The sequence below is a fragment of the Bariatricus massiliensis genome (assembly GCF_900086725.1).
Lineage (GTDB): Bacteria > Bacillota > Clostridia > Lachnospirales > Lachnospiraceae > Allocoprococcus > Allocoprococcus massiliensis.
This window is the reverse complement of record NZ_LT574837.1, coordinates 418,546-438,804: the sequence shown is the minus strand read 5'-3', so window position 1 is coordinate 438,804 and position 20,259 is coordinate 418,546. Positions and strand designations below refer to the sequence as shown.

The 20,259-nt window shown below is 46.4% G+C and carries 20 protein-coding genes, 1 pseudogene and 1 riboswitch; all 21 genes and pseudogenes read left to right on the top strand.

Annotated elements, in window-relative coordinates; all coding sequences use genetic code 11:
• The first annotated feature begins 102 nt into the window (after nucleotides 1-102).
• The 21 genes and pseudogenes from BN6465_RS08245 to BN6465_RS08150 all read left to right on the top strand — a co-directional run bounded on the left by BN6465_RS08245 (nucleotide 103) and on the right by BN6465_RS08150 (nucleotide 20,200).
• Complete coding sequence (locus BN6465_RS08245; protein ID WP_066733337.1) at nucleotides 103-534, top strand: hypothetical protein; 432 nt, start codon at nucleotides 103-105, stop codon at nucleotides 532-534.
• A gap of 157 nt (nucleotides 535-691) precedes the next feature.
• Nucleotides 692-1,192: a shikimate kinase gene (locus BN6465_RS08240; protein WP_066733335.1), complete on the top strand. Its 501-nt coding sequence runs from the start codon at nucleotides 692-694 to the stop codon at nucleotides 1,190-1,192.
• 259 nt (nucleotides 1,193-1,451) lie between these two features.
• Entirely contained in the window at nucleotides 1,452-2,744 is a 1,293-nt protein-coding gene (locus BN6465_RS08235) for a UDP-N-acetylglucosamine 1-carboxyvinyltransferase (protein ID WP_066733333.1), read from the top strand.
• Between the two features lie 84 nt (nucleotides 2,745-2,828).
• A riboswitch (SAM riboswitch) is annotated at nucleotides 2,829-2,926 on the top strand.
• A gap of 167 nt (nucleotides 2,927-3,093) precedes the next feature.
• Nucleotides 3,094-3,291 (top strand): hypothetical protein, encoded by a 198-nt coding sequence (locus BN6465_RS20740; RefSeq protein ID WP_154670223.1) that lies wholly within the window; start codon nucleotides 3,094-3,096, stop codon nucleotides 3,289-3,291.
• A 121-nt stretch (nucleotides 3,292-3,412) separates the two neighbouring features.
• Nucleotides 3,413-4,600, top strand: coding sequence for a methionine adenosyltransferase (metK, locus tag BN6465_RS08230; RefSeq protein WP_066733331.1), 1,188 nt, complete (start codon nucleotides 3,413-3,415; stop codon nucleotides 4,598-4,600).
• Between the two features lie 93 nt (nucleotides 4,601-4,693).
• Nucleotides 4,694-5,851, top strand: coding sequence for a sensor histidine kinase (locus tag BN6465_RS08225; RefSeq protein WP_066733329.1), 1,158 nt, complete (start codon nucleotides 4,694-4,696; stop codon nucleotides 5,849-5,851).
• Nucleotides 5,844-6,533, top strand: coding sequence for a response regulator transcription factor (locus BN6465_RS08220; RefSeq protein WP_066733327.1), 690 nt, complete (start codon nucleotides 5,844-5,846; stop codon nucleotides 6,531-6,533). The genes BN6465_RS08225 and BN6465_RS08220 overlap by 8 nt, the downstream gene beginning before the upstream one ends.
• A 126-nt stretch (nucleotides 6,534-6,659) precedes the next feature.
• Nucleotides 6,660-8,033: a TrkH family potassium uptake protein gene (locus tag BN6465_RS08215; RefSeq protein WP_066733325.1), complete on the top strand. Its 1,374-nt coding sequence runs from the start codon at nucleotides 6,660-6,662 to the stop codon at nucleotides 8,031-8,033.
• Between the two features lie 12 nt (nucleotides 8,034-8,045).
• Complete coding sequence (locus BN6465_RS08210) at nucleotides 8,046-8,699, top strand: potassium channel family protein (protein WP_066733324.1); 654 nt, start codon at nucleotides 8,046-8,048, stop codon at nucleotides 8,697-8,699.
• The gene (locus BN6465_RS08205) at nucleotides 8,699-9,481 is read left to right on the top strand and encodes a TrmH family RNA methyltransferase (protein ID WP_066733322.1); all 783 of its coding nucleotides are present in this window, start codon (nucleotides 8,699-8,701) and stop codon (nucleotides 9,479-9,481) included. Before BN6465_RS08210 ends, BN6465_RS08205 begins: the two co-directional genes overlap by 1 nt.
• 188 nt (nucleotides 9,482-9,669) lie before the next feature.
• Entirely contained in the window at nucleotides 9,670-10,311 is a 642-nt protein-coding gene (locus BN6465_RS08200; RefSeq protein WP_066733320.1) for a cell wall hydrolase, read from the top strand.
• Nucleotides 10,312-10,334: 23 nt separating this feature from the next.
• On the top strand, nucleotides 10,335-12,389 hold the full coding sequence (gene argF / locus BN6465_RS21565) for an ornithine carbamoyltransferase (RefSeq protein ID WP_074017779.1): 2,055 nt from the start codon (nucleotides 10,335-10,337) through the stop codon (nucleotides 12,387-12,389).
• A 5-nt stretch (nucleotides 12,390-12,394) separates the two neighbouring features.
• On the top strand, nucleotides 12,395-13,375 hold the full coding sequence (locus tag BN6465_RS08190) for a biotin--[acetyl-CoA-carboxylase] ligase (RefSeq protein WP_066733318.1): 981 nt from the start codon (nucleotides 12,395-12,397) through the stop codon (nucleotides 13,373-13,375).
• Between the two features lie 14 nt (nucleotides 13,376-13,389).
• Nucleotides 13,390-13,728, top strand: coding sequence for a DUF6145 family protein (locus BN6465_RS08185; RefSeq protein ID WP_066733317.1), 339 nt, complete (start codon nucleotides 13,390-13,392; stop codon nucleotides 13,726-13,728).
• Nucleotides 13,725-14,699 carry a tRNA dihydrouridine synthase DusB gene (gene dusB / locus BN6465_RS08180; RefSeq protein WP_199882807.1) on the top strand — a complete coding sequence of 325 codons (975 nt, stop codon included), beginning with the start codon at nucleotides 13,725-13,727 and terminating at the stop codon, nucleotides 14,697-14,699. The genes BN6465_RS08185 and dusB overlap by 4 nt, the downstream gene beginning before the upstream one ends.
• Nucleotides 14,700-14,853: 154 nt before the next feature.
• The gene (gene greA, locus BN6465_RS08175; protein WP_066733315.1) at nucleotides 14,854-15,336 is read left to right on the top strand and encodes a transcription elongation factor GreA; all 483 of its coding nucleotides are present in this window, start codon (nucleotides 14,854-14,856) and stop codon (nucleotides 15,334-15,336) included.
• A 74-nt stretch (nucleotides 15,337-15,410) separates the two neighbouring features.
• Nucleotides 15,411-16,892: pseudogene (lysS, locus tag BN6465_RS08170) on the top strand (lysine--tRNA ligase); the annotation flags it as partial.
• A 225-nt stretch (nucleotides 16,893-17,117) separates the two neighbouring features.
• Complete coding sequence (locus tag BN6465_RS08165; protein WP_003525258.1) at nucleotides 17,118-17,723, top strand: helix-turn-helix domain-containing protein; 606 nt, start codon at nucleotides 17,118-17,120, stop codon at nucleotides 17,721-17,723.
• Nucleotides 17,724-17,831: 108 nt separating this feature from the next.
• Nucleotides 17,832-18,497, top strand: coding sequence for a phosphatase PAP2 family protein (locus tag BN6465_RS08160; RefSeq protein ID WP_022156502.1), 666 nt, complete (start codon nucleotides 17,832-17,834; stop codon nucleotides 18,495-18,497).
• A 135-nt stretch (nucleotides 18,498-18,632) separates the two neighbouring features.
• Complete coding sequence (locus tag BN6465_RS08155; RefSeq protein ID WP_066733313.1) at nucleotides 18,633-20,024, top strand: zinc-ribbon domain-containing protein; 1,392 nt, start codon at nucleotides 18,633-18,635, stop codon at nucleotides 20,022-20,024.
• A complete protein-coding gene (locus BN6465_RS08150; protein ID WP_029731069.1) occupies nucleotides 20,021-20,200 on the top strand; it encodes a hypothetical protein in 180 nt (59 codons plus the stop codon). The genes BN6465_RS08155 and BN6465_RS08150 overlap by 4 nt, the downstream gene beginning before the upstream one ends.
• Nucleotides 20,201-20,259: the final 59 nt, after the last annotated feature.

Sequence of the window (20,259 nt, the reverse complement as noted above, 5' to 3'; positions counted from 1 at the left end):
CTCCAACGATGTTCCTAACGAGTTGGACCTGTCCCCAATGCACCGAACGGTAAGTGGCGCATATGATAAGATATATAGTTTTAGGAAATGGAAGTGTGCCCAATGGAACAGAAGCTGCCTTATTATATGATGTACCCGACGCCGTATTTGTTTGATGATGACAAGATAGAGGAGAGGGATTATGAGTACTTAAAGAGCATGTATCCGGACATGGCGAAACGGATTCTGCCGTATGTGGAGGAAGAGTGCGACCGGATGGAATACGATAACAGTATGATATTTGACGAGTATCCGGATAAACTGCAGCTCCGTTTAATGTGCAGGCGGATTTATGACAATGTGATGAGCCAGGAAGAATTCGACGAATTGGAGCAGCAGGAAGTGGAAATTGAGGAGACATCACTCAAGGCGCAGGTAAGAAGAAGACCGCCGAAGCCGGACAGAGTGCGTGACATGGTGGAGCTGCTTCTCTATCAGGAATTGTTGCGGAGACGGTGCAGCCACCGGAAATGCAGAAGAATCCCGTTGTGGTAATATAGCTACAGCAACGGAAAAGCTATTGATAATTCCGGCAAGGTCTGCTATAATAGCTGGGCAGTCCATAAAGGGCTGCCTTGTGCCATTTACGGCTGAAGTATGCTAAAGTACCTTGTGATACAGAACGATAAGGGAATCGAAAGGCGGAGTACATATGAGAAATGTCATATTTATAGGTATGCCGGCGGTAGGTAAAAGTACAGTGGGCGTAGTGGCAGCAAAGCGTCTGGGATATGAGTTCATTGACACAGACCTGCTGATTCAAAAGCAGGAGAACAAGCTTCTTCGAGAAATTATCGCCGAAGAAGGGGTTGACGGCTTCCTTAAGATTGAGAATCGGGTAAATGCAGAAGTAACAGCAGAACATGCGGTGATTGCACCGGGGGGAAGCGTAGTATACTGTGAAGACGCGATGGAGCACTTTAAAAAAATTGGTACCATAGTTTACCTTCAGGCATCTTTTGACACAATTCGAAGCCGTTTGAAAAATGCCGAAAAACGTGGCGTTACACTTAGAGAAGGCCAGACACTTCAAGACTTATACAATGAGCGCGTAATTTTATTCGAAAAATATGCAGATATCACCGTTTGCGAAGACGGGATCGACTTGGAAGAAACCATTGAAAAAGTGCTGAACGCATTGGAAAAAAGGTAACATTTTACAACAAAATGTTACAAAAATTTTACAAAATCTTTGCTCGGGAGTAGAAAAGATTTTACAAAATCCATGTGGATGTGCTATACTGTCTTGAGAATATCATAACAATTAAAATTTGAAAGTATCGGAAAAAACATCATACAATGGCAGGAATGCCAGTGATATAAAAGTATGAGGTTTTTTATTTTAGAAATAATAAATATAAAGACAAGTAAGTGAAGCTTTGAGGGAAGGAAACCAGCAGTAGAGGTGTAATATGGAACAATATATTATCAAGGGCGGCAATCCGCTTGTTGGCGAAGTAGAAATAGGCGGAGCAAAAAACGCAGCACTTGCTATATTAGCTGCGGCTATAATGACGGATGAAACCGTTTTAATTGACAATCTTCCGGATGTAAATGATATTAATGTTTTATTGGAAGCGATAAGCGGTATCGGCGCAGAAGTAAAGCGCATTGACCGTCACACTGTTAAAATTAACGGAAAAAATATCGGAAGTTTCGATATTGAGTATGATTATATTAAAAAGATTAGGGCATCTTACTATTTGCTGGGCGCATTGCTTGGAAAATATAAACATGCCGAAGTGGCTCTTCCGGGAGGATGCAATATCGGAAGCCGTCCCATTGACCAGCACTTAAAGGGCTTTCGGGCGCTGGGGGCCGATGTGGATATTGAACATGGCAAGATAATAGCAGAGGCTGACCGGCTTGTAGGGAAGCATATTTACTTTGACGTCGTAAGCGTGGGCGCGACCATCAATGTCATGATGGCGGCATCCATGGCAGAGGGTCTGACCATTATGGAAAATGTTGCCAAGGAACCTCATGTGGTTGATATTGCCAACTTCTTGAATAGTATGGGGGCAAACATCCGAGGCGCCGGAACCGACGTGATTAAAATCCGTGGAGTACAGAGACTTCACAAGACATCTTACTCTATCATTCCCGATCAGATTGAGGCGGGCACATTTATGTTCGCGGCTGCCGCGACCCGCGGGGATGTGACAGTGCTGAACGTTATACCGAAGCATTTGGAGGCGACCATCGCCAAATTGCTGGAAATTGGGTGTGAAGTGGAAGAATTTGATGACGCAGTGCGCGTGGTTTCCAAGGGAGACCTGAGCAATACACAGGTAAAAACACTGCCTTATCCCGGATTCCCGACCGATATGCAGCCCCAGATCGGCGTCACTTTAGCTCTGTGCAAAGGGACAAGTACGATTACAGAGAGTATTTTTGAAAATAGATTCAAATATTTGGATGAACTGGCACGTATGGGGGCCAATGTTAAAATCGAAGGAAATTCTGCGACAATCGAGGGCGTAAGCAGCTTTTCGGGCGCAAGAGTGAGCGCTCCCGATCTCCGTGCAGGCGCGGCCCTTGTGATTGCCGGACTTGCGACGGACGGCGTGACAATCGTTGACGACATCGTATATATCCAGAGAGGCTACGAATGCTTCGAAGAAAAACTCAGAGGTCTGGGAGCCGTCATTGAGCGCGTTTCCACTGAGCGGGAAATTCAAAAGTTCAAGCTTAAGGTTTCCTAAAAAGCAAAATCCATTAAATGCATATTGACGGATTATCATATTAGTGCTATTATAGGCAACGTAGAAATTAAATATACGAACTTTCTCTTATTCAGAGTGGTGGAGGTACAAAGGACCTGCGAAGCCACGGCAACCCCGGAAACGGAAGGTGCCAACCTGAGCGAGCAATCGAACAATAAGAGGATTGATGCGAATAATCAGGTCAGTCCTTGCGGCTGACCTATTTTGCGTGCAGGAACTGAGCCGTGCGTCAGCTTCGAAAAGGCGGTGTGTGCTGGCACACAAACCGTCTTATCGGAGCTGACATAGGGCGAAGCCCCACGACCGAGAAGCGAAGGCTTCGAGGTGCGTGGCACGGCGAAGAAAGCCGAGGTCAGGAAAAGACGGTGTGTGCTGGCACACAAACCGTCTTATCGAAGCTGACATAGGGCGAAGCCCCACGACCGAGAAGCGAAGGCTTCGAGGTGCGTGGCACGGCGAAGAAAGCCGAGGTCAGGAAAAGCTGGTGTGTGCTGGCACACAGACCGTCTTATCGAAGCTGACATAGGGCGAAGCCCCACGACCGAGAAGCGAAGGCTTCGAGGTGCGTGGCACGGCGAAGAGACTGGCGTACGCAATAAATCTGGTGAAAAAGAGAGAGGTCAATACAAACAGAAAGGAAGAATAAAATGGAACGATTATTATTTACATCCGAATCAGTAACGGAAGGACATCCGGATAAAATGTGCGATCAAATTTCTGACGCGATTTTGGACGCGCTCATGGAGCAGGATCCGATGAGCAGAGTGGCCTGTGAGACGAGTATTACGACAGGGCTTGTGCTTGTTATGGGAGAGATTACGACAAAGGCTTATGTAGACATTCAGAAACTGGTACGTGACACGGTGGCCGAGATTGGCTATACAAGAGGAAAGTTCGGCTTCGACGCCGACAATTGTGGTGTGATTACTGCAATCGACGAGCAGTCCACGGATATTGCCATGGGTGTGGACAAAGCTCTGGAAGCGAAGGAAAATAAAATGTCCGACGAGGAACTGGAAGCCATTGGCGCAGGGGATCAGGGAATGATGTTTGGCTATGCATCGGATGAGACAGAGGAATTGATGCCATACCCCATCGCACTTGCACACAAACTGGCAAGAAGACTGACCGAGGTCAGGAAAAACGGAACTTTAGACTATCTGCGGCCGGACGGTAAGACACAGGTGACCGTGGAATATGATGAAAATGGCGTTCCAGCCCGTCTGGATGCGGTGGTTCTCTCCACTCAGCATGATCCGGATGTGACACAGGAACAGATTCATGCAGACATCAAAAAATATGTGTTCGATGAGATTCTCCCGGCGGAGATGGTGGATGAGAATACGAAGTTCTTCATCAATCCAACAGGACGTTTTGTAATCGGCGGCCCTCACGGGGACAGCGGCTTGACGGGGCGTAAGATTATCGTGGATACCTACGGCGGTATGGCACGCCATGGGGGCGGAGCTTTCTCAGGAAAAGACTGCACAAAAGTAGACCGTTCCGCAGCCTATGCAGCCCGTTATGTGGCAAAAAATATCGTGGCGGCGGGCCTTGCAAAGAAATGCGAGATTCAGCTGTCTTATGCAATCGGTGTGGCCCAGCCTACATCTATCATGGTGGACACTTTTGGCACGGGTAAATTGTCCGATCATAAGCTGGTAGAGATAATCAGAGAGAACTTTGACCTCCGTCCGGCGGGAATCATCAAAATGCTTGACCTGCGTCGTCCGATCTACAAACAGACTGCGGCTTACGGACACTTCGGGCGTAATGATTTGGATTTGCCGTGGGAGAAGATTGACAAAGTAGATACTTTAAAGTCATATTTATAGAAATTTTATAAAAATTTATGGGTGCTTTGGTGTGAAGCACCCCTTTTTATGCTATTCTATAACTACGAATGCATATTTGAAAGGACGGATATCATGAAATTACGAACTAGACTGATTATTTCGTTCATCACAGTTATCACACTTCCGGTTATTATGACTGGCGTTCTCACATGGGGGATTGCCCAGTACCAGATTGGTGTTATCGAGAAGACATACGGAAGCAGCGGCACCCAATATAAAAGCTTTTCACATTCGCTGCAGGTATTAGGAAAGATGCCCGAGGTGCAGAGATTTATGCTGCACACAGGGATTGCCATCGTTTTGATTCTGATGCTGACAGCTATACTGCTTATTTTCTGGATTTATGGCGGAATTATAAGCCCCATCAACAAGCTGCAGGAAGCGGCCAAGAATGTGAAAGAGGGCAATTTGAACTTTGAGCTGAAGGCGGAGAAGGACGATGAGATGGGACAGCTGATTCAAACTTTTGAAGAGATGAGGCTGCGGCTCAAGGATAACGCCGAGGAAAAGCTCCGCTCCGACAAGGAGAGCAAGGAGCTGATCAGTAATATTTCCCACGATTTGAAGACGCCTATCACGGCCATTAAGGGCTATGTGGAAGGAATCAGAGACGGAGTGGCAGATACACCCGAGAAGATGGACAAATACATCGGAACCATTTATAATAAAGCCAATGAGATGGACATGTTGATTAACGAACTTACGCTCTATTCAAAGATTGACACGAACCGTATTCCCTATAATTTTGCGCCCATTCCGGTCAATGCATACTTCGACGACTGTGCGGAGGATTTAGCCATGGAGCTGGACTCGAAGAATGTGGAGTTCGGGTATTTTAATTATGTAGATGTAGGACAGAAGATAATTGCAGATCCGGAGCAGCTAAAGAGAGTTATCAACAATATTGTAGGCAATTCGCTCAAATACATGGAGAGGGAGCGGGGACTCATCAATCTTCGTGTGAAGGATGTGGGAGACTTTATACAGGTGGAGCTTGAAGATAACGGCAAGGGAATTGCGGCCAAAGACTTGGCAAATATATTTGACCGGTTCTACCGTACAGATGCGTCGCGCAATTCGTCCAAGGGTGGCAGCGGCATCGGACTATCGATTGTAAAGAAGATTATCGAGGACCACGGCGGTAAGATATGGGCCACCAGCAAGGAAGGGACGGGCACGGTGATGTATTTTGTAATCAGAAAATATCAGGAGGTACCAATAAATGAGTAAGATATTGATTGTGGAAGATGAAGAGGCCATTGCAGATTTGGAGAAAGATTATTTGGAGCTTTCAGGATTTGCGGTGGAAGTTGCGAATGACGGGGAGACGGGGCTTAATAAAGCGCTGGAGGAAGATTACGACCTTTTGATTCTCGATTTGATGCTTCCCGGTGTGGACGGCTTTGAGATTTGCCGGAAGGTGAGAGATGAGAAGAATACACCGATTATCATGGTGTCCGCCAAGAAGGATGATATTGATAAAATCCGAGGCCTTGGACTTGGCGCCGACGATTATATGACCAAACCCTTCAGTCCCAGTGAGCTTGTTGCCAGGGTGAAAGCCCATCTGGCCCGGTATGAGCGTCTGATAGGCAGCGCAGTGGAGGAGAATAAGGTCATTGAGATTCGTGGGCTGAAGATAGACACCACGGCCAGAAGGGTGTGGGTGAACGGCGAAGAGCGCGCGTTTACGACAAAAGAATTTGATTTGCTGACATTTCTTGCCAGCCATCCCAATCATGTTTATACGAAGGATGAGCTGTTCAGCCAGATTTGGGATATGGAGTCCATCGGAGACATCGCAACCGTTACGGTCCATATCAAGAAGATACGGGAGAAGATAGAATATGATACATCGAATCCCCAGTATATCGAGACTATCTGGGGCGTTGGATATCGTTTTAAAATGTAAGATAAATACAAAAATGCGTTTTTGGTGCAGAAAACGCATTTTTTGAGTTGTCAGACAAGTGTGAGAATTGTAGAGAGGGACAGGTCCCAACGCATCGGGACCTGTCCCCAATAAGAAGGAAGAGCTATGAGAGCGAAAAAAAACATTAGATTATCAACAATGCAGATATTGACAGCGGGTTTTCTGGGAATCATTCTTTTGGGCGGGATTCTTTTGTGGCTTCCTATATCTAATACACAGCCAATCAGCTTTTTGGATGCTTTATTTACGTCCACCACTGCGGTCTGTGTGACTGGTTTGGTCACCGTTACACCGGCGGTTCAGTTTACGTTGTTCGGGAAGGCGGTCCTTTTGCTGTTGATTCAGGTTGGCGGACTGGGAATTATCGCCTGTACGATTTCGTTTTTTATTTTATTGAAAAAGAGAATCTCCATACGGGAGCGCATTGTTATTCTGGAGACTTATAATATGGATACGCTGTCCGGCATGGTGGCTATGATCATACGTATACTGAAGGGTACTGTGATTGTGGAGGCGGCGGGCGCACTTTGTTATTCGCTGCAGTTCGTTCCGGAATTTGGTTTTGCGAGGGGCGTGTGGTATTCGGTGTTCCACGCGGTGTCGGCTTTTTGTAATGCCGGTATAGACATCATAGGTGATTCCAGCTTTATTGATTACGTTGGGAATCCCATTATCAATTTCACTACCATGGCTCTTATTGTTGTGAGTGGGCTTGGCTTTCCCGTATGGCAGGATATGATGAGTAATTGGAGAAAAGTAAGAAAGGATGAGCTGCCTGGTCGCAGGTATTTTCGGCGGCTTAGATTACACACGAAAATTGTATTAGTCATGACGGTGCTGCTGATTGGAGTGGGCACGTTTAATTTCTTCCTTTTAGAATATTCCAATCCGGGCACTTTCGGGAATCTGCCTCTGGGAGAGAAGATTATGGCCGCCATGTTCCATTCGGTGTCTACCAGAACCGCCGGGTTTGCCACGGTTCCGCAGGATGCTCTGCGGGAAGGAAGCCTGTTCACTACCTGCATATTGATGTTCATCGGAGGTTCGCCGGGAGGAACCGCGGGCGGTGTGAAGACTACGACAATCGCCATGCTAATTCTGACATGCATTACATTCATCCGGGGCGGCGAGGATACCGAGTGCTTTGGCAGGAGAATCAAGCCGGAAAATATTCGTACCGGATTCTGTATCGTGATAGTTTCCTTTGTCACTCTGCTCGTAGGGACGACGCTCGTCACTGTATTTGAGGGCGATGTGGGGCTGGGCCGTGTACTCTACGAGACGACGTCGGCCGTAGGGACCGTAGGATTGTCGGCCGGTTTAACACCGTCGCTCACTGGGGCAAGTAAAGTCGTGATTATGGTGCTGATGTATCTGGGACGTATCGGACCGATTACGCTGGCGCTGGCATTTGGGGCCAAAAAGAACCCGAGAGATAAAATAAGGCAGCTTCCGGCCAGAGGCATTATGGTCGGATAAGGAGGAGAATAAATGAGAAAACAATTTGCGGTTTTAGGACTTGGTAATTTTGGCTTTAGTCTGGCGACCACGCTGGAAAACTTCGGATGTGAAGTCATCGCGGTGGATTCATCCGCCGAGAGGATTCACGAAATTGCGGACGATGTATCCTATGCTATGAGGGCAGAGCTGCAGGATCCGGAATTGATAAAGATGCTGGGCGCCCGGAATCTGGACGGCGTCATTGTGGCTATATCCGAAAATCTTGAAGTCAGCATTCTGGCAACGCTTTTGGCAAAAGAACTGGGAGCGCCCTTTGTTCTGGCGAAGGCCCGCAACGATATCCACGCCGATATTTTGAAAAAGCTAGGCGCGGATGCCGTGGTATTTCCAGAGCGGGAGATGGGAAGCAGGGTAGCCAAAAGCATTGTCGCTACGAACTTTGCAGACTGGATAGAACTTTCTCCGGAATACAGCATGATTGAGACCAGTGTTCCGCAAGGATGGATCGAACATAACTTAAAGGAGCTTCGCGTGAGGGAGCGCTATGGTATCAATGTAGTCGGCGTAATCCGGGACGGCCATGTTCAAGTCAATATGAATCCAGATGAAAATTTCGAGGACGGAGACATGTTGATTGTGATTGGTGAAAACGAAATGCTTAAAGACTTTTCAGAGGAAAAATGATGATAACAAGTACAGGAAATGCAAAAGTAAAACAATTGATTCAGCTACAGAAGAAACGGAAGGCCAGAGACGAGGCGAAAGTCTTTCTGGCGGAAGGGCTAAGGATGGCCTTGGAAGCGCCCAGAGAACAGGTGCTGGATGTATATGTATCTGAAAGTTTTTATAATAAAAGAAATAAAGAGCTCAAGCTGGATGCGTGGGGCGGGAAACTGTGTGTGTTCACGGACTCTGTCTTCGCTCATGTATCAGATACGAAGACTCCGCAGGGAATCCTGACCGTGATGAGACAGATGGAATATAAATTAGAAGATATCCTCGGCCGTGAGAAGCCTCTGCTTGTGATTCTAGATAATCTTCAAGATCCCGGCAATCTTGGAACCATACTGAGAGCCGGAGAGGCGGCAGGGGTTACCGGCGTGATATTGAGCAGAGACTGTGTGGATATCTACAATCCCAAAGTAATCCGCTCTACCATGGGAAGCATTTACCGCATGCCGTTTCTCTATGTAGATGAGCTCCCACAAGTGGTTTCAGCCATGAAGGAGAGCGGGATTCAGAGCTTTGCGGCACATCTGGACGGAAAGCGGAGCTACGATCAGGAAAGCTATACTGGCGGCACCGCATTTCTGATAGGAAATGAGGGAAATGGACTGCGGGCGGATGTGGCGAAGGCGGCGGATACTTATGTCCGAATTCCTATGTGCGGTCAGGTAGAATCGCTAAATGCGGCGGTCGCCGCGTCGGTGCTCATGTTCGAGGCGGCCAGACAGCGCAGGGAATAAGAAAACGTAAGAGTAAAAACATTCCATTTGACAAAAATTGTTGATATATGTTAATATAACCTCCAATCAAATGTAACATTTCTGTAATAAGTTGTAATAAGTTTGCAATTATATGCGTATACTAGTAAAAGGAAGATAAAATCATATCTTCATTTTTAAATGTTACAGAAATTCAAGGAGGTCTAAACATGAAACAAAATAAAACAAAAGCATTGATATGTGCCGCAATGGTATGTGTCATGGGCATTCATACAGGGTTTACCAGCGAAGCCGCCAGTCGGTGGAGTATTGTGGCGGAAGTAGAACGGCCGGAGAAGGCGGAAACAGAGGCGAAGGGACAAGCGTATGTACAAGCCTTTCAAAAAGCGGCGGAGGTTCTGGAAGCAAAACAGGAAGAAGAGCGTCAGGCCAGAGAGGCGGAAGAGGCGAAAGCTCTGGAGGCAGCGCAGTCGGCAGCACAGGGAGCAGTGAGCACGGAGGTTACTGCCGTGTCAGGCAATGATGCAGATCTGCTGGCGGCATTGATTTATTGCGAAGCAGGCGGAGAACCATATGAAGGTCAGGTCGCGGTAGGGGCCGTAGTGATGAACAGGGTAAAAAGCCCTTCATTTCCAAACAGCATCAGCGAAGTCATCTATCAAAGCGGGCAGTTCGGCCCGGCTGTCACAGGAAAGCTTTCCAGAGTGATGGCGGCAGGCAAGACGACAGACAGCTGCTATCAGGCGGCGCAGGAAGCGATTGCCGGAAACAGCCCGGTAGGGGACGCGGTATATTTCGGTGACGGACAGAACTTCGGCCAGCTCATTGGCGGACATTGGTTCCATTCATAGACAAAAGAAAAGGAAGTGGTTGTATGAAACCGGTCATTGATATGAACAGAGAATATGGTTTGGTATTCGACGGCGGAGGAGCGCGCGGCGCCTATCAGATAGGCGCGTGGAAAGCGCTCGAGGAAGCCGGCGTTAAGATTAACGCAGTGGCGGGTACTTCAGTGGGCGCTTTGAACGGCGCCCTTGTTTGTATGGGAAGTGTTGAACAGGCGGAACATATCTGGGAAGAAATGACGTTCTCTAACGTGATGGACGTGGAGGATGAACTGATGGAACGGCTCTTTCAAGGCGAGATACCGCTCCGCGTCCTTATTAAAGAAATGTGGCAGAAGGTGACCGACGGTGGCATTGACATCACACCTCTGCGCAAGTTCATACATGAAGTGATCGACGAAGAGCGCATCCGCGCCTGCGGCAAGGAATTCTGCATACTCACCTTTTCCGTCACAGACTTCAGAGAGCTGGACCTTAGTATAGAAGAAATAGAAGAAGGACTGCTGGAAGATTTCCTGATGGCCAGTGCATACCTTCTTGGATTCAAGAATGAACCGCTCCACGGAAAGACATACATAGACGGGGGCGTTATCAACAATGTGCCTACGAATTCCCTCTTGAAACGTGGTTACAAGGATATCATTCAAGTCCGGATCTTCGGCCCGGGAAGAGTGCCAAGGGCAGTGATACCGGAGGAGGGCAGTGAGTATGAGGTGATTCCCCGTGTGAGTCTCGGCAGTATTTTGGAATTCTCCGGAAAGCGGAGCCGCCAGAACATGAAAATCGGATATTTTGACGCAAAAAGAATGCTTTATGGCCTTGCGGGGAGCATTTACTATATTGAACAAACCCACGAAGAGTGTTATTATGTAGAAATAATGAAAAACATAGGCGAGCTTGAGAAGGCGGAATACCGCTTCAAGCTTAAACTGCCGCTGAATTGTGCGGACGCAGAACTGTTTCTGGCGATGCTGGAGGCGAGCGCAAAGCTTATGCGGATTCAGAAATACAACGTATACACTGTGGATGCGCTTTGGGACAAGGTATGTGAGCGTTATGAGTTATTGATGGAGACGGGACGCATAGAATTTCCAAAGTTTGTTCACGCCTTAACCGGAATGAGAAAGGACTACAAGATGAATTTAAAAGGACGCAATTTTTTGACACTGAAAGACTACACGCCGGCAGAGATTGACTATCTTCTGAACCTTGCCGCTGATTTGAAGGAGAAGAAGAAAAGGGGCATTACGGGAAACAGCCTGAAGGGAAAGAATATCGCCCTTATTTTTGAGAAGCCTTCCACGAGAACGAGGTGTGCCTTCACAGTCGGCGCACAGGACGAGGGAGGGATTCCTACTTACCTTGCAGGGGATGAGATTCAGCTGGGCCATAAGGAGAGCATTGAGGATACGGCCCGTGTACTGGGAAGGATGTTCGACGGGATTGAGTTCCGTGGATTTGAGCAGGAATATGCAGATATTCTTGCAGAGTCCAGCGGTGTTCCTGTGTGGAATGGCCTTACAGACACCTATCATCCGACACAGTGCCTTGCGATGCTGATGACAATGCGTGAAGAATTTGGATATTTGAAAGGCCTGAAAGTGGCTTACTTGGGAGACGGACGTAACAACGTGGCAACCAGCCTTCTGATCGGCTCGGTCAAAATGGGAGTCAGTGTGACTATCTGCGGGCCGAAGCAGCTGTGGCCTAGCAAAGAACTAGTGGAAGAGTGTCAGGAATACGCCAAAGAATCCGGTGCGGTCATCGAGGTCACCTCTGACTTAGACGGCGTAAAAGGGGCAGATGTCCTGTACACAGATGTATGGATTTCTATGGGCGAGGAAAAGAAGGAACAGGAAAGAGAACGCATTTCAAAGCCATATCAGGTGAATAAAGAACTGATGGAGCGTACCGGAAAATCCACCACCATTTTCTCCCACTGTCTGCCGGCCGTAAAGGGCAAAGAAGTGACAGAGGAAGTATTTGAAAGCGAAGCATCCAAGGTATTTGAAGAGGCGGAGAACAGGCTGCATACCATCAAGGCGATTATGGTGGCAACACTTGGGGATATGGAAGAAGCATAGAAGCGATGAAGGCAGAAATTTTGAAAATGCTCCGTGAGAGCGAAGGGTACTTGTCCGGGCAGCAGATCTGCGATGCATTTCAAGTGTCAAGGACAGCCGTCTGGAAGGTGATCAACCAGCTCAAGGAGGAAGGCTATCAGATAGAGGCAGTGCGCAATAAAGGCTATCGGATTGTGGACTGCCCCGATGCGGTGAACAAGGAAGCGGTAAAGAGTTATTTGAAGACTGCGTGGGCCGGACAAAATTTATTCTATTATGAAGAAACGGATTCTACCAATACACAGGCGAAGCGGCTTGGGGAAGAAGGGGCGGCCCATGGGACGCTCGTAGTTGCCGGGCAGCAGAACGCAGGGAAAGGGCGCCGTGGGAAAAGCTGGTCGTCTCCTCCGGGAAGCAGTATCTATATGTCCATTCTGCTGCGTCCCGAACTGCCTCCGGACAAGGCGCCGATGCTGACACTTGTGATGGCTTATGCGGCAGCCCTTGCGATATTGGAGCAGGAAGATATTGGCGTAAAGATTAAGTGGCCCAATGATCTGGTATTAAATAAGAAGAAAATCTGTGGAATCCTCACGGAGATGAGCGCAGAAGTTGACTATATTAATTACGTAGTCATCGGGATAGGTATCAACGCGAACACGGAGTCGTTTCCGGAAGAGCTTTCGGAGACGGCTACTTCTCTGCGCCTTGAGAGTGGAGAATCTGTTTGCCGGGCAAGACTGATTGCCGGAGTGATGGAGCGGTTCGAACAGTGCTACGAGGAATTTGTCCGGGCGGGAGACTTATCTCCTTTTGCGGCAGGGTATAACGATATTTTGGTGAACTGCGGAAGAGAGGTCCGCATTCTGGAGCCCGGAAGAGAAAGGAATGGCATATCTGCCGGAATTGACAATGGCGGGCGGCTTCTTGTAGAATATGAAGACGGTACCACAGAGGCAGTTTTTGCGGGTGAAGTGTCTGTGCGTGGTATCTATAATTATGTATAGAAGGGAACGAGACGATGTATGAGGATAAAATAGTGCTTTGCGGGGCAAACTCGTACGAGCAGAAATATTATCTGAATCCGGATTTTGAGAATCTGCCCCAGCATATCAAAGATGAGCTTAAGATTTTGTGTGTTTTATATGTCAATGATGTAGGCGGAATTCTGACATTAGTTTTTGAAGATGACGGAGAACTAGAATTTCAGGTGACCGCCGAAGAGGGCGATCCGATGTTCGATGAAATCGGCAGTCGTCTTAAAATTAAGGAGATTCAGATGGATGAGTCGAAACAGGAGCTCTTAGGCCAGCTTCAGTTATATTACAAAGTATTCTTTCTGGGAGAAGAGCTATCATGATTCAGACACTAAAGATAGGAAATGTAGAGCTTTCCAACAGATATATACTGGCACCGATGGCAGGAGTTACGGACCTGCCATTTCGTTTGCTTTGCAGGGAGCAGGGGGCAGGACTTCTCTGCATGGAGATGATAAGCGCCAAGGCGATTCAGTATCAGAATAAAAATACAGAGAGCCTGTTGGAAATACATCCGGACGAACCGCCCGTGTCACTGCAGCTTTTTGGCTCTGAGCCGGATATCATAAGCGAGGTGGCAAAAAGGATTGAAGAGCGGCCATTCTCCATTCTGGATATCAACATGGGATGTCCGGTGCCGAAGATTGTAAAAAATGGGGAAGGATCAGCGCTTATGAAGCAGCCCAAACTTGTCTACGAGATAGTCAGCAAGACGGTAAAGGCAGTCAGAAAACCGGTGACGGTGAAAATACGCAAAGGGTTCGACGACGAGCACATCAATGCCGTGGAGATTGCTAAGATTGTGGAAGAGGCGGGGGCCTCCGCGGTCGCGGTTCATGGAAGGACGAGAGAGCAGTATTATTCGGGGAAGGCTGACTGGGATATTATCCGGCAAGTGAAGGAGGCTGTCGCCATACCGGTCATTGGAAATGGGGATGTGACGGACGGTGAGGCTGCCGGACGGATGTTTCGGGAGACCGGCTGCGACGGTGTCATGATTGGGAGAGGCTCACAGGGAAACCCGTGGATATTCAGCAGCCTTTTGGAATATGAAAGAACCGGTACATTTCCGCCCAGACCCGGTATTCATGAGCTGAAAGAGACAATGCTTCGTCATGCAAGGCTGCAGATAGCGTACAAAGGCGATTATATGGGAATCCGTGAGATGAGAAAACATGTTGCGTGGTATACGACAGGGCTTAAGAATTCCGCCCGTCTCAGAGATGAAATCAACCGCACAGAGAGCTATGAAGAGCTTAAGAATCTGCTGGATTCTAGGCTGTCTGCCGAATAGAAACTATAAATGTAAATTGCTTGACATTGTGCACTCTATTAGGTATAATATTGAAATTGTGAAAGTAGACATATAATGAGTAAAACAGGGTAACCTGTTCCTTAGGACTTTAGAATTAAGTAACAAAATCATTTGAGAAAGGGAAGCTGGAGAAATGGAAGAAAAGAAGACATTGCTCACTTACACAGGGCTTAAAAAACTGGAAGACGAACTGGAAAATTTGAAGGTCGTAAAAAGAAAAGAAGTTGCTGCTAAAATCAAAGAGGCCAGAGAGCAGGGGGACTTATCCGAGAACGCAGAGTATGATGCGGCGAAGGACGAACAGCGCGATATCGAGGCAAGAATCGACGAGCTGGAGAAAATTCTCAAGAATGCAGAAGTAGTCGTGGAAGACGAAGTAGATTTAGAGAAAATCAGTATCGGCTGTACAGTTGATGTTTACGATAAAGAATTTGAAGAAGAGATGGAATTCAAGATTGTAGGTTCTACCGAGGCTAACAGCCTTGCAGGAAAGATATCGAATGAATCTCCGGTAGGCAAAGCTTTAATCGGGAAAAAAGTCGGGGATATCGTAGAGGTGGAGACTCAGGCAGGAGTCATGGAGTACAAAGTACTTAAAATTAACCGTTCAATTTAATAGCATAGGAAGCAAATCAGGCAGGGCTTTCCGTATCTGTCTGATTGGAATTTACAGATAAAGGAGTGGAAGAAGTGGCTGCACAGCAAAATAATGGACAGGAACCAGATTTAAACCAGTTGAGGAAGGTGCGCCGTGAGAAACTGGCGGAACTTCAGACAAGCGGGAAAAATCCGTTTGAAATTACGAAATATGATGTCACTCATCACAGTCAGGAAATAAAGGACAGATTCGATGAGATGGAAGGACAGACCGTAACACTCGCAGGACGTATGATGTCCAAGCGTGTCATGGGGAAGGCGTCCTTCTGCAATATTCAGGATCTGCAGGGGAATATGCAGTCCTATGTGGCGAGAGACAGTATCGGGGAAGAGGAATACAAGGCGTTTAAAAAGATGGATATCGGTGATATCGTCGGACTGAAGGGTGAAGTATTCCGCACAAAAACTGGGGAAATCTCTATCCATGCGGCTGAGGTGACCCTCCTCAGCAAGAGCCTGCAGGTTCTTCCGGAGAAGTTCCACGGCTTGACGGACACCGATATTCGTTACCGTCAGAGATATGTAGATTTAATCATGAACCCGGAAGTGAAGGATACATTTATCAAACGCTCCAAGATTCTCAGTGCTATCCGCAAATATCTGGATGGACAGGGATTCATGGAGGTAGAGACTCCGATGCTCGTTTCCAATGCGGGCGGAGCGGCTGCAAGACCTTTCGAGACACATTTCAACGCGCTGGGAGAGGATTTTAAGCTTCGTATTTCTCTTGAGTTATATCTGAAGAGACTGATTGTCGGCGGAATGGAGCGTGTCTACGAGATTGGACGTGTTTTCCGTAATGAAGGTCTGGATACCAGACATAATCCGGAATTCACACTGATGGAATTATATCAGGCATTTACTGACTATAACGGAATGATGGATTTGACAGAGAACCTGTACCGCCATGTGGCACAGGAAGTTCTGGGAACCACGAAGATTGTATATAACGGCGTGGAGATGGATTTGGGCAGACCGTTCGAGCGTATTACTATGGTTGATGCGGTCAAAAAGTATGCAGGTGTTGACTGGAACGAAGTGAATACTTTGGAAGAGGCCAGAGCGCTGGCTGATGAGCATCACGTTGAATACGAAGAAAGACATAAAAAGGGCGATATCCTGAGCCTGTTCTTCGAAGAGTTCGCGGAAGAACATCTCATCCAGCCTACTTTCGTTATGGACCATCCGATTGAAATCTCTCCGCTTACGAAGAAGAAACCGGAGAACCCTGAGTATGTAGAGCGTTTTGAGTTCTTCATGAACGGCTGGGAGATGGCCAATGCTTACTCCGAGCTGAATGACCCGATTGACCAGAGAGAGCGCTTCAAAGCACAGGAAGAACTGCTGGCTCAAGGTGATGAAGAGGCCAATACTACCGACGAAGACTTCCTCAACGCGCTGGAAATTGGTATGCCTCCGACAGGCGGTATCGGATTCGGAATTGACCGCATGTGCATGCTGCTGACTGATTCCGCAGCCATTCGAGATGTACTGCTGTTTCCTACAATGAAGTCCTTACCGAACGACAAGTAAGAAAACCCCAGTATTTATGCGGGTTTCGGGACTTTCCAAACCGAATAAATTTACCTCTTTACACCAAATTTACACCAATCGGTGCTAAAAACGGTGCAGAGACTAAAAAATCGCATAATTTACGGAATGAATGGGCAGTCCCATAGTGGGATTGCCCATTTCTAATAAAGGATACATTCGTATCTGAGTGCAAAAGGAATGTTTATTATGGAATTAAGTGAAAAATTACAAGAGTTGAGGAAAGAAAAAGGACTCACGCAGGAAGAACTTGCGGAAGCGTTATTTGTGTCTCGCACTGCAATTTCTAAGTGGGAATCCGGCAGAGGAGTTCCCAATATCGAGTCATTAAAAGCAATTTCAAAGTTTTTTTCAGTGTCAATAGATGAGTTATTGTCCGGTGAAGAAATACTTAAAATTGCTGACGAGGATAATAAGCAAAAGGAAAAACATACAAGAGACTTAGTGTTTGGTTTACTCGATTGCAGTTTGATTATGTTTCTGTTTCTGCCTTTCTTTGGACAAAAGGGTGATGAGATTATAAAAGAGGTATCTTTACTTTCGCTGACAGGTACCCCGCAGTATATCAAAATACCGTATTTAATTATTGTATTTGGAATTGTACTTACAGGTGTTTTGCTTCTCGCTCTACAAAATTATGAAGCAGTGTTTTGGTTGAAACACAAACATCAAATATCCATTGTGTTAAGCACAGTTGCTACAATAGAATTTATGATAACACTTCAACCTTATGCAGCCTTTTTCACTTTTGTTTTCTTGGCGATAAAGTCTCTGATGCTGATAAAATGGCGATGATACGAAGCGTGTCGCCAATGTGACGGTGAAATTCTTTTCATTTTTATTCATTCCACCTATATTGTAAACAGGCGAAAGCCAAATAATTATGGCAAAGGATTGATAAAAATGAAAAAAGAAAAAAGTCAAAAAGTATTGCTTTCAGGAATAGCAATGGTAGTGTTATTTATTTTGTGGACAGTGGCAATAAGCCTTATTGATGTTCAGCCCATCGGGCCACAAAACTCTTCTGTTGGATTTGCAACCTTGAACGGCTTTATCCACAGCCTGACAGGTGTGCATATGGCAATATATACCGTTACGGACTGGTTAGGACTGATACCGCTTTGCTTTATTTTGGGATTTGCGTTGCTTGGACTTATACAGCTTATTAAAAGAAAAAGCTTATTCAAGGTCGATTCCAGTATTTTGGTGTTGGGAGCATTCTATATTGTTGTAATGGCGGCATATTTGTTTTTTGAATTTTATGTTGTCAATTACCGCCCGGTATTGATTAACGGTTTTCTTGAAGCTTCGTATCCATCATCGACAACCTTGCTTGTTATGTGTGTTATGCCGACAGCTGTTATGCAGCTAAACAGTAGAATTAGAAATACAAAAATGAAAAGAGCATTTGCCTTTGCTTTAATTGCATTTACTGCTTTTATGGTAATTGGCAGGTTGATATCCGGTGTTCATTGGATTACTGATATTATTGGCGGGGCAATTTTAAGTGCGGGTTTAGTGATGATTTATTATAGTGTAACCACTCTTATTGCCCGACAGGAAAGATAAAATTCTAACTGAGGAATCACTTATTGACCTTGAGAGATATTTTCTCCCAAGGTCTTTCTTATTATTCGCAAACTACACCAATCCCGATTTTCTCAATATAATTGGGATAATCACAAAGGAAGGGGTGGTTGTACTATGACGGGCAGTTTAGCAAGCGTTCATCCGGAGCTTATTCCTGAATGGTCAGAGAAGAACTTACCGCTAACGCCGGATAAGATAACCTTCGGTTCAAATAAAAGAGTGTGGTGGAAAGGTGCTTGCGGACACGAGTGGGAAACGAGCGTCAAAGCTCGTTCAAAGGGCGAGAAATGCCCGATATGCTCAGGAGCGAGAGTAATAGAGGGTATCAATGATTTAGCCACATTGAAGCCCCTGTTGGCTCAGGAGTGGTCTAAAAAGAACAAATTAAAGCCTACCGAGGTATCTGTCGCTTCTCATAAGAAGATTATTTGGAAATGTAAACACGGACACGAATGGGAAGCAAGCGTTAAAAGCAGAACGGTAAACGGCACAGGCTGTCCATACTGCTCACATAATAAAGTCCTTGCCGGATTCAATGACCTTGCTTCACAGTATCCCGATATTGCTGCTGAATGGTCTGACAGAAATCTTCCGTTGCTGCCTACAATGGTAACAGCCTTTGCAAACAGTAAGGCTTGGTGGAAATGCAAAGATTGCGGAAACGAGTGGTACACTCTTATTTCAACCCGTTCCGGTGGGAGCAGATGTCCGTATTGTAGCGGATATACATTGCTCAAAGGATTTAATGACTTGGCGACTACGCACCCTGACCTTGCGGCTGAGTGGTCAGAAAGAAATTATCCCCTAATGCCTGATGAGGTAAACGCAAAATCAAGACACAATGTTTGGTGGAAGTGTAAGACCTGTGGCAATGAGTGGAAGTCCGTTATCAATGCTCGTGTAAAAGGAACAGTATGCCCGGTTTGTGCGGACAGGGCGGTTCTTGCAGGATACAATGATTTAGCCACAACGGACAGGAAACTGCTTGCTGAATGGGATTACGAAAAAAACTCTCTGCTCCCGACACAAGTGTCAAGAAAGTCAATGAAAAGTGTGTGGTGGAAATGTTCACTTGGACACTCTTGGAAAGCAAAAATCAGCGACAGAACAATTATCGGAGAAAAATGCACTGTGTGCGAAAACGAATATCGCTCCGTGTTCCCCGGCTTGGCTGTCGCCTATTACGCCAATCAAAAAGGACTAAAGGTACAGCTCGGTTCGGATAAACTATTGGGAATACCTCTTGAAACATACATTCCGTCAGAAAAGCTGGCGATAGAATTTACGAACGGCTCAGAACATATGGAGGTTCTCAAAAGCCACTTATGCAAGCAACGAAATATAAAACTCGTAAAACTCCCTTTTAAGACAACCGAAACGGAAGCGGAGTATGCCGACAGAGTAAAAGCAGTTTTCAAAAGCGTACATATCTTTATTTATTCTGATGTCGAAGCAGATGTTTCGGTAATCAGAGCAAAATTCAATGAATGGAGGAAGCGACTGTGAGAGAAGAAAAGTTCCATATCTATCTTAATGATGACGAATATAGCAGAGTAATACAAACACTTATCCGCTTAAAGAACAGTCTGATTTCACAAGGCAGATACACCGACGGAGTTGACGATGTTCTCTGCAAGGTGCTTTCAACCAAGAAAAGAAAGCTCAAAATCAAATATATCTGAACACGAAAAGAGACCGCCTACACGATGTAAGCGGTCTTTGCTAATTTAGAGTAAGTTCG

What these genes read in the sequence shown, in the direction of transcription:
- BN6465_RS08245 (WP_066733337.1), top strand. Translation starts at nt 103, where the DNA reads ATGGAACAGAAGCTGCCTTATTATATGATGTACCCGACGCCGTATTTG.
- BN6465_RS08240 (WP_066733335.1), top strand. Translation starts at nt 692, where the DNA reads ATGAGAAATGTCATATTTATAGGTATGCCGGCGGTAGGTAAAAGTACA.
- BN6465_RS08235 (WP_066733333.1), top strand. Translation starts at nt 1,452, where the DNA reads ATGGAACAATATATTATCAAGGGCGGCAATCCGCTTGTTGGCGAAGTA.
- metK (WP_066733331.1), top strand. Translation starts at nt 3,413, where the DNA reads ATGGAACGATTATTATTTACATCCGAATCAGTAACGGAAGGACATCCG.
- BN6465_RS08225 (WP_066733329.1), top strand. Translation starts at nt 4,694, where the DNA reads ATGAAATTACGAACTAGACTGATTATTTCGTTCATCACAGTTATCACA.
- BN6465_RS08220 (WP_066733327.1), top strand. Translation starts at nt 5,844, where the DNA reads ATGAGTAAGATATTGATTGTGGAAGATGAAGAGGCCATTGCAGATTTG.
- BN6465_RS08215 (WP_066733325.1), top strand. Translation starts at nt 6,660, where the DNA reads ATGAGAGCGAAAAAAAACATTAGATTATCAACAATGCAGATATTGACA.
- BN6465_RS08210 (WP_066733324.1), top strand. Translation starts at nt 8,046, where the DNA reads ATGAGAAAACAATTTGCGGTTTTAGGACTTGGTAATTTTGGCTTTAGT.
- BN6465_RS08205 (WP_066733322.1), top strand. Translation starts at nt 8,699, where the DNA reads ATGATAACAAGTACAGGAAATGCAAAAGTAAAACAATTGATTCAGCTA.
- BN6465_RS08200 (WP_066733320.1), top strand. Translation starts at nt 9,670, where the DNA reads ATGAAACAAAATAAAACAAAAGCATTGATATGTGCCGCAATGGTATGT.
- argF (WP_074017779.1), top strand. Translation starts at nt 10,335, where the DNA reads ATGAAACCGGTCATTGATATGAACAGAGAATATGGTTTGGTATTCGAC.
- BN6465_RS08190 (WP_066733318.1), top strand. Translation starts at nt 12,395, where the DNA reads ATGAAGGCAGAAATTTTGAAAATGCTCCGTGAGAGCGAAGGGTACTTG.
- BN6465_RS08185 (WP_066733317.1), top strand. Translation starts at nt 13,390, where the DNA reads ATGTATGAGGATAAAATAGTGCTTTGCGGGGCAAACTCGTACGAGCAG.
- dusB (WP_199882807.1), top strand. Translation starts at nt 13,725, where the DNA reads ATGATTCAGACACTAAAGATAGGAAATGTAGAGCTTTCCAACAGATAT.
- greA (WP_066733315.1), top strand. Translation starts at nt 14,854, where the DNA reads ATGGAAGAAAAGAAGACATTGCTCACTTACACAGGGCTTAAAAAACTG.
- BN6465_RS08165 (WP_003525258.1), top strand. Translation starts at nt 17,118, where the DNA reads ATGGAATTAAGTGAAAAATTACAAGAGTTGAGGAAAGAAAAAGGACTC.
- BN6465_RS08160 (WP_022156502.1), top strand. Translation starts at nt 17,832, where the DNA reads ATGAAAAAAGAAAAAAGTCAAAAAGTATTGCTTTCAGGAATAGCAATG.
- BN6465_RS08155 (WP_066733313.1), top strand. Translation starts at nt 18,633, where the DNA reads ATGACGGGCAGTTTAGCAAGCGTTCATCCGGAGCTTATTCCTGAATGG.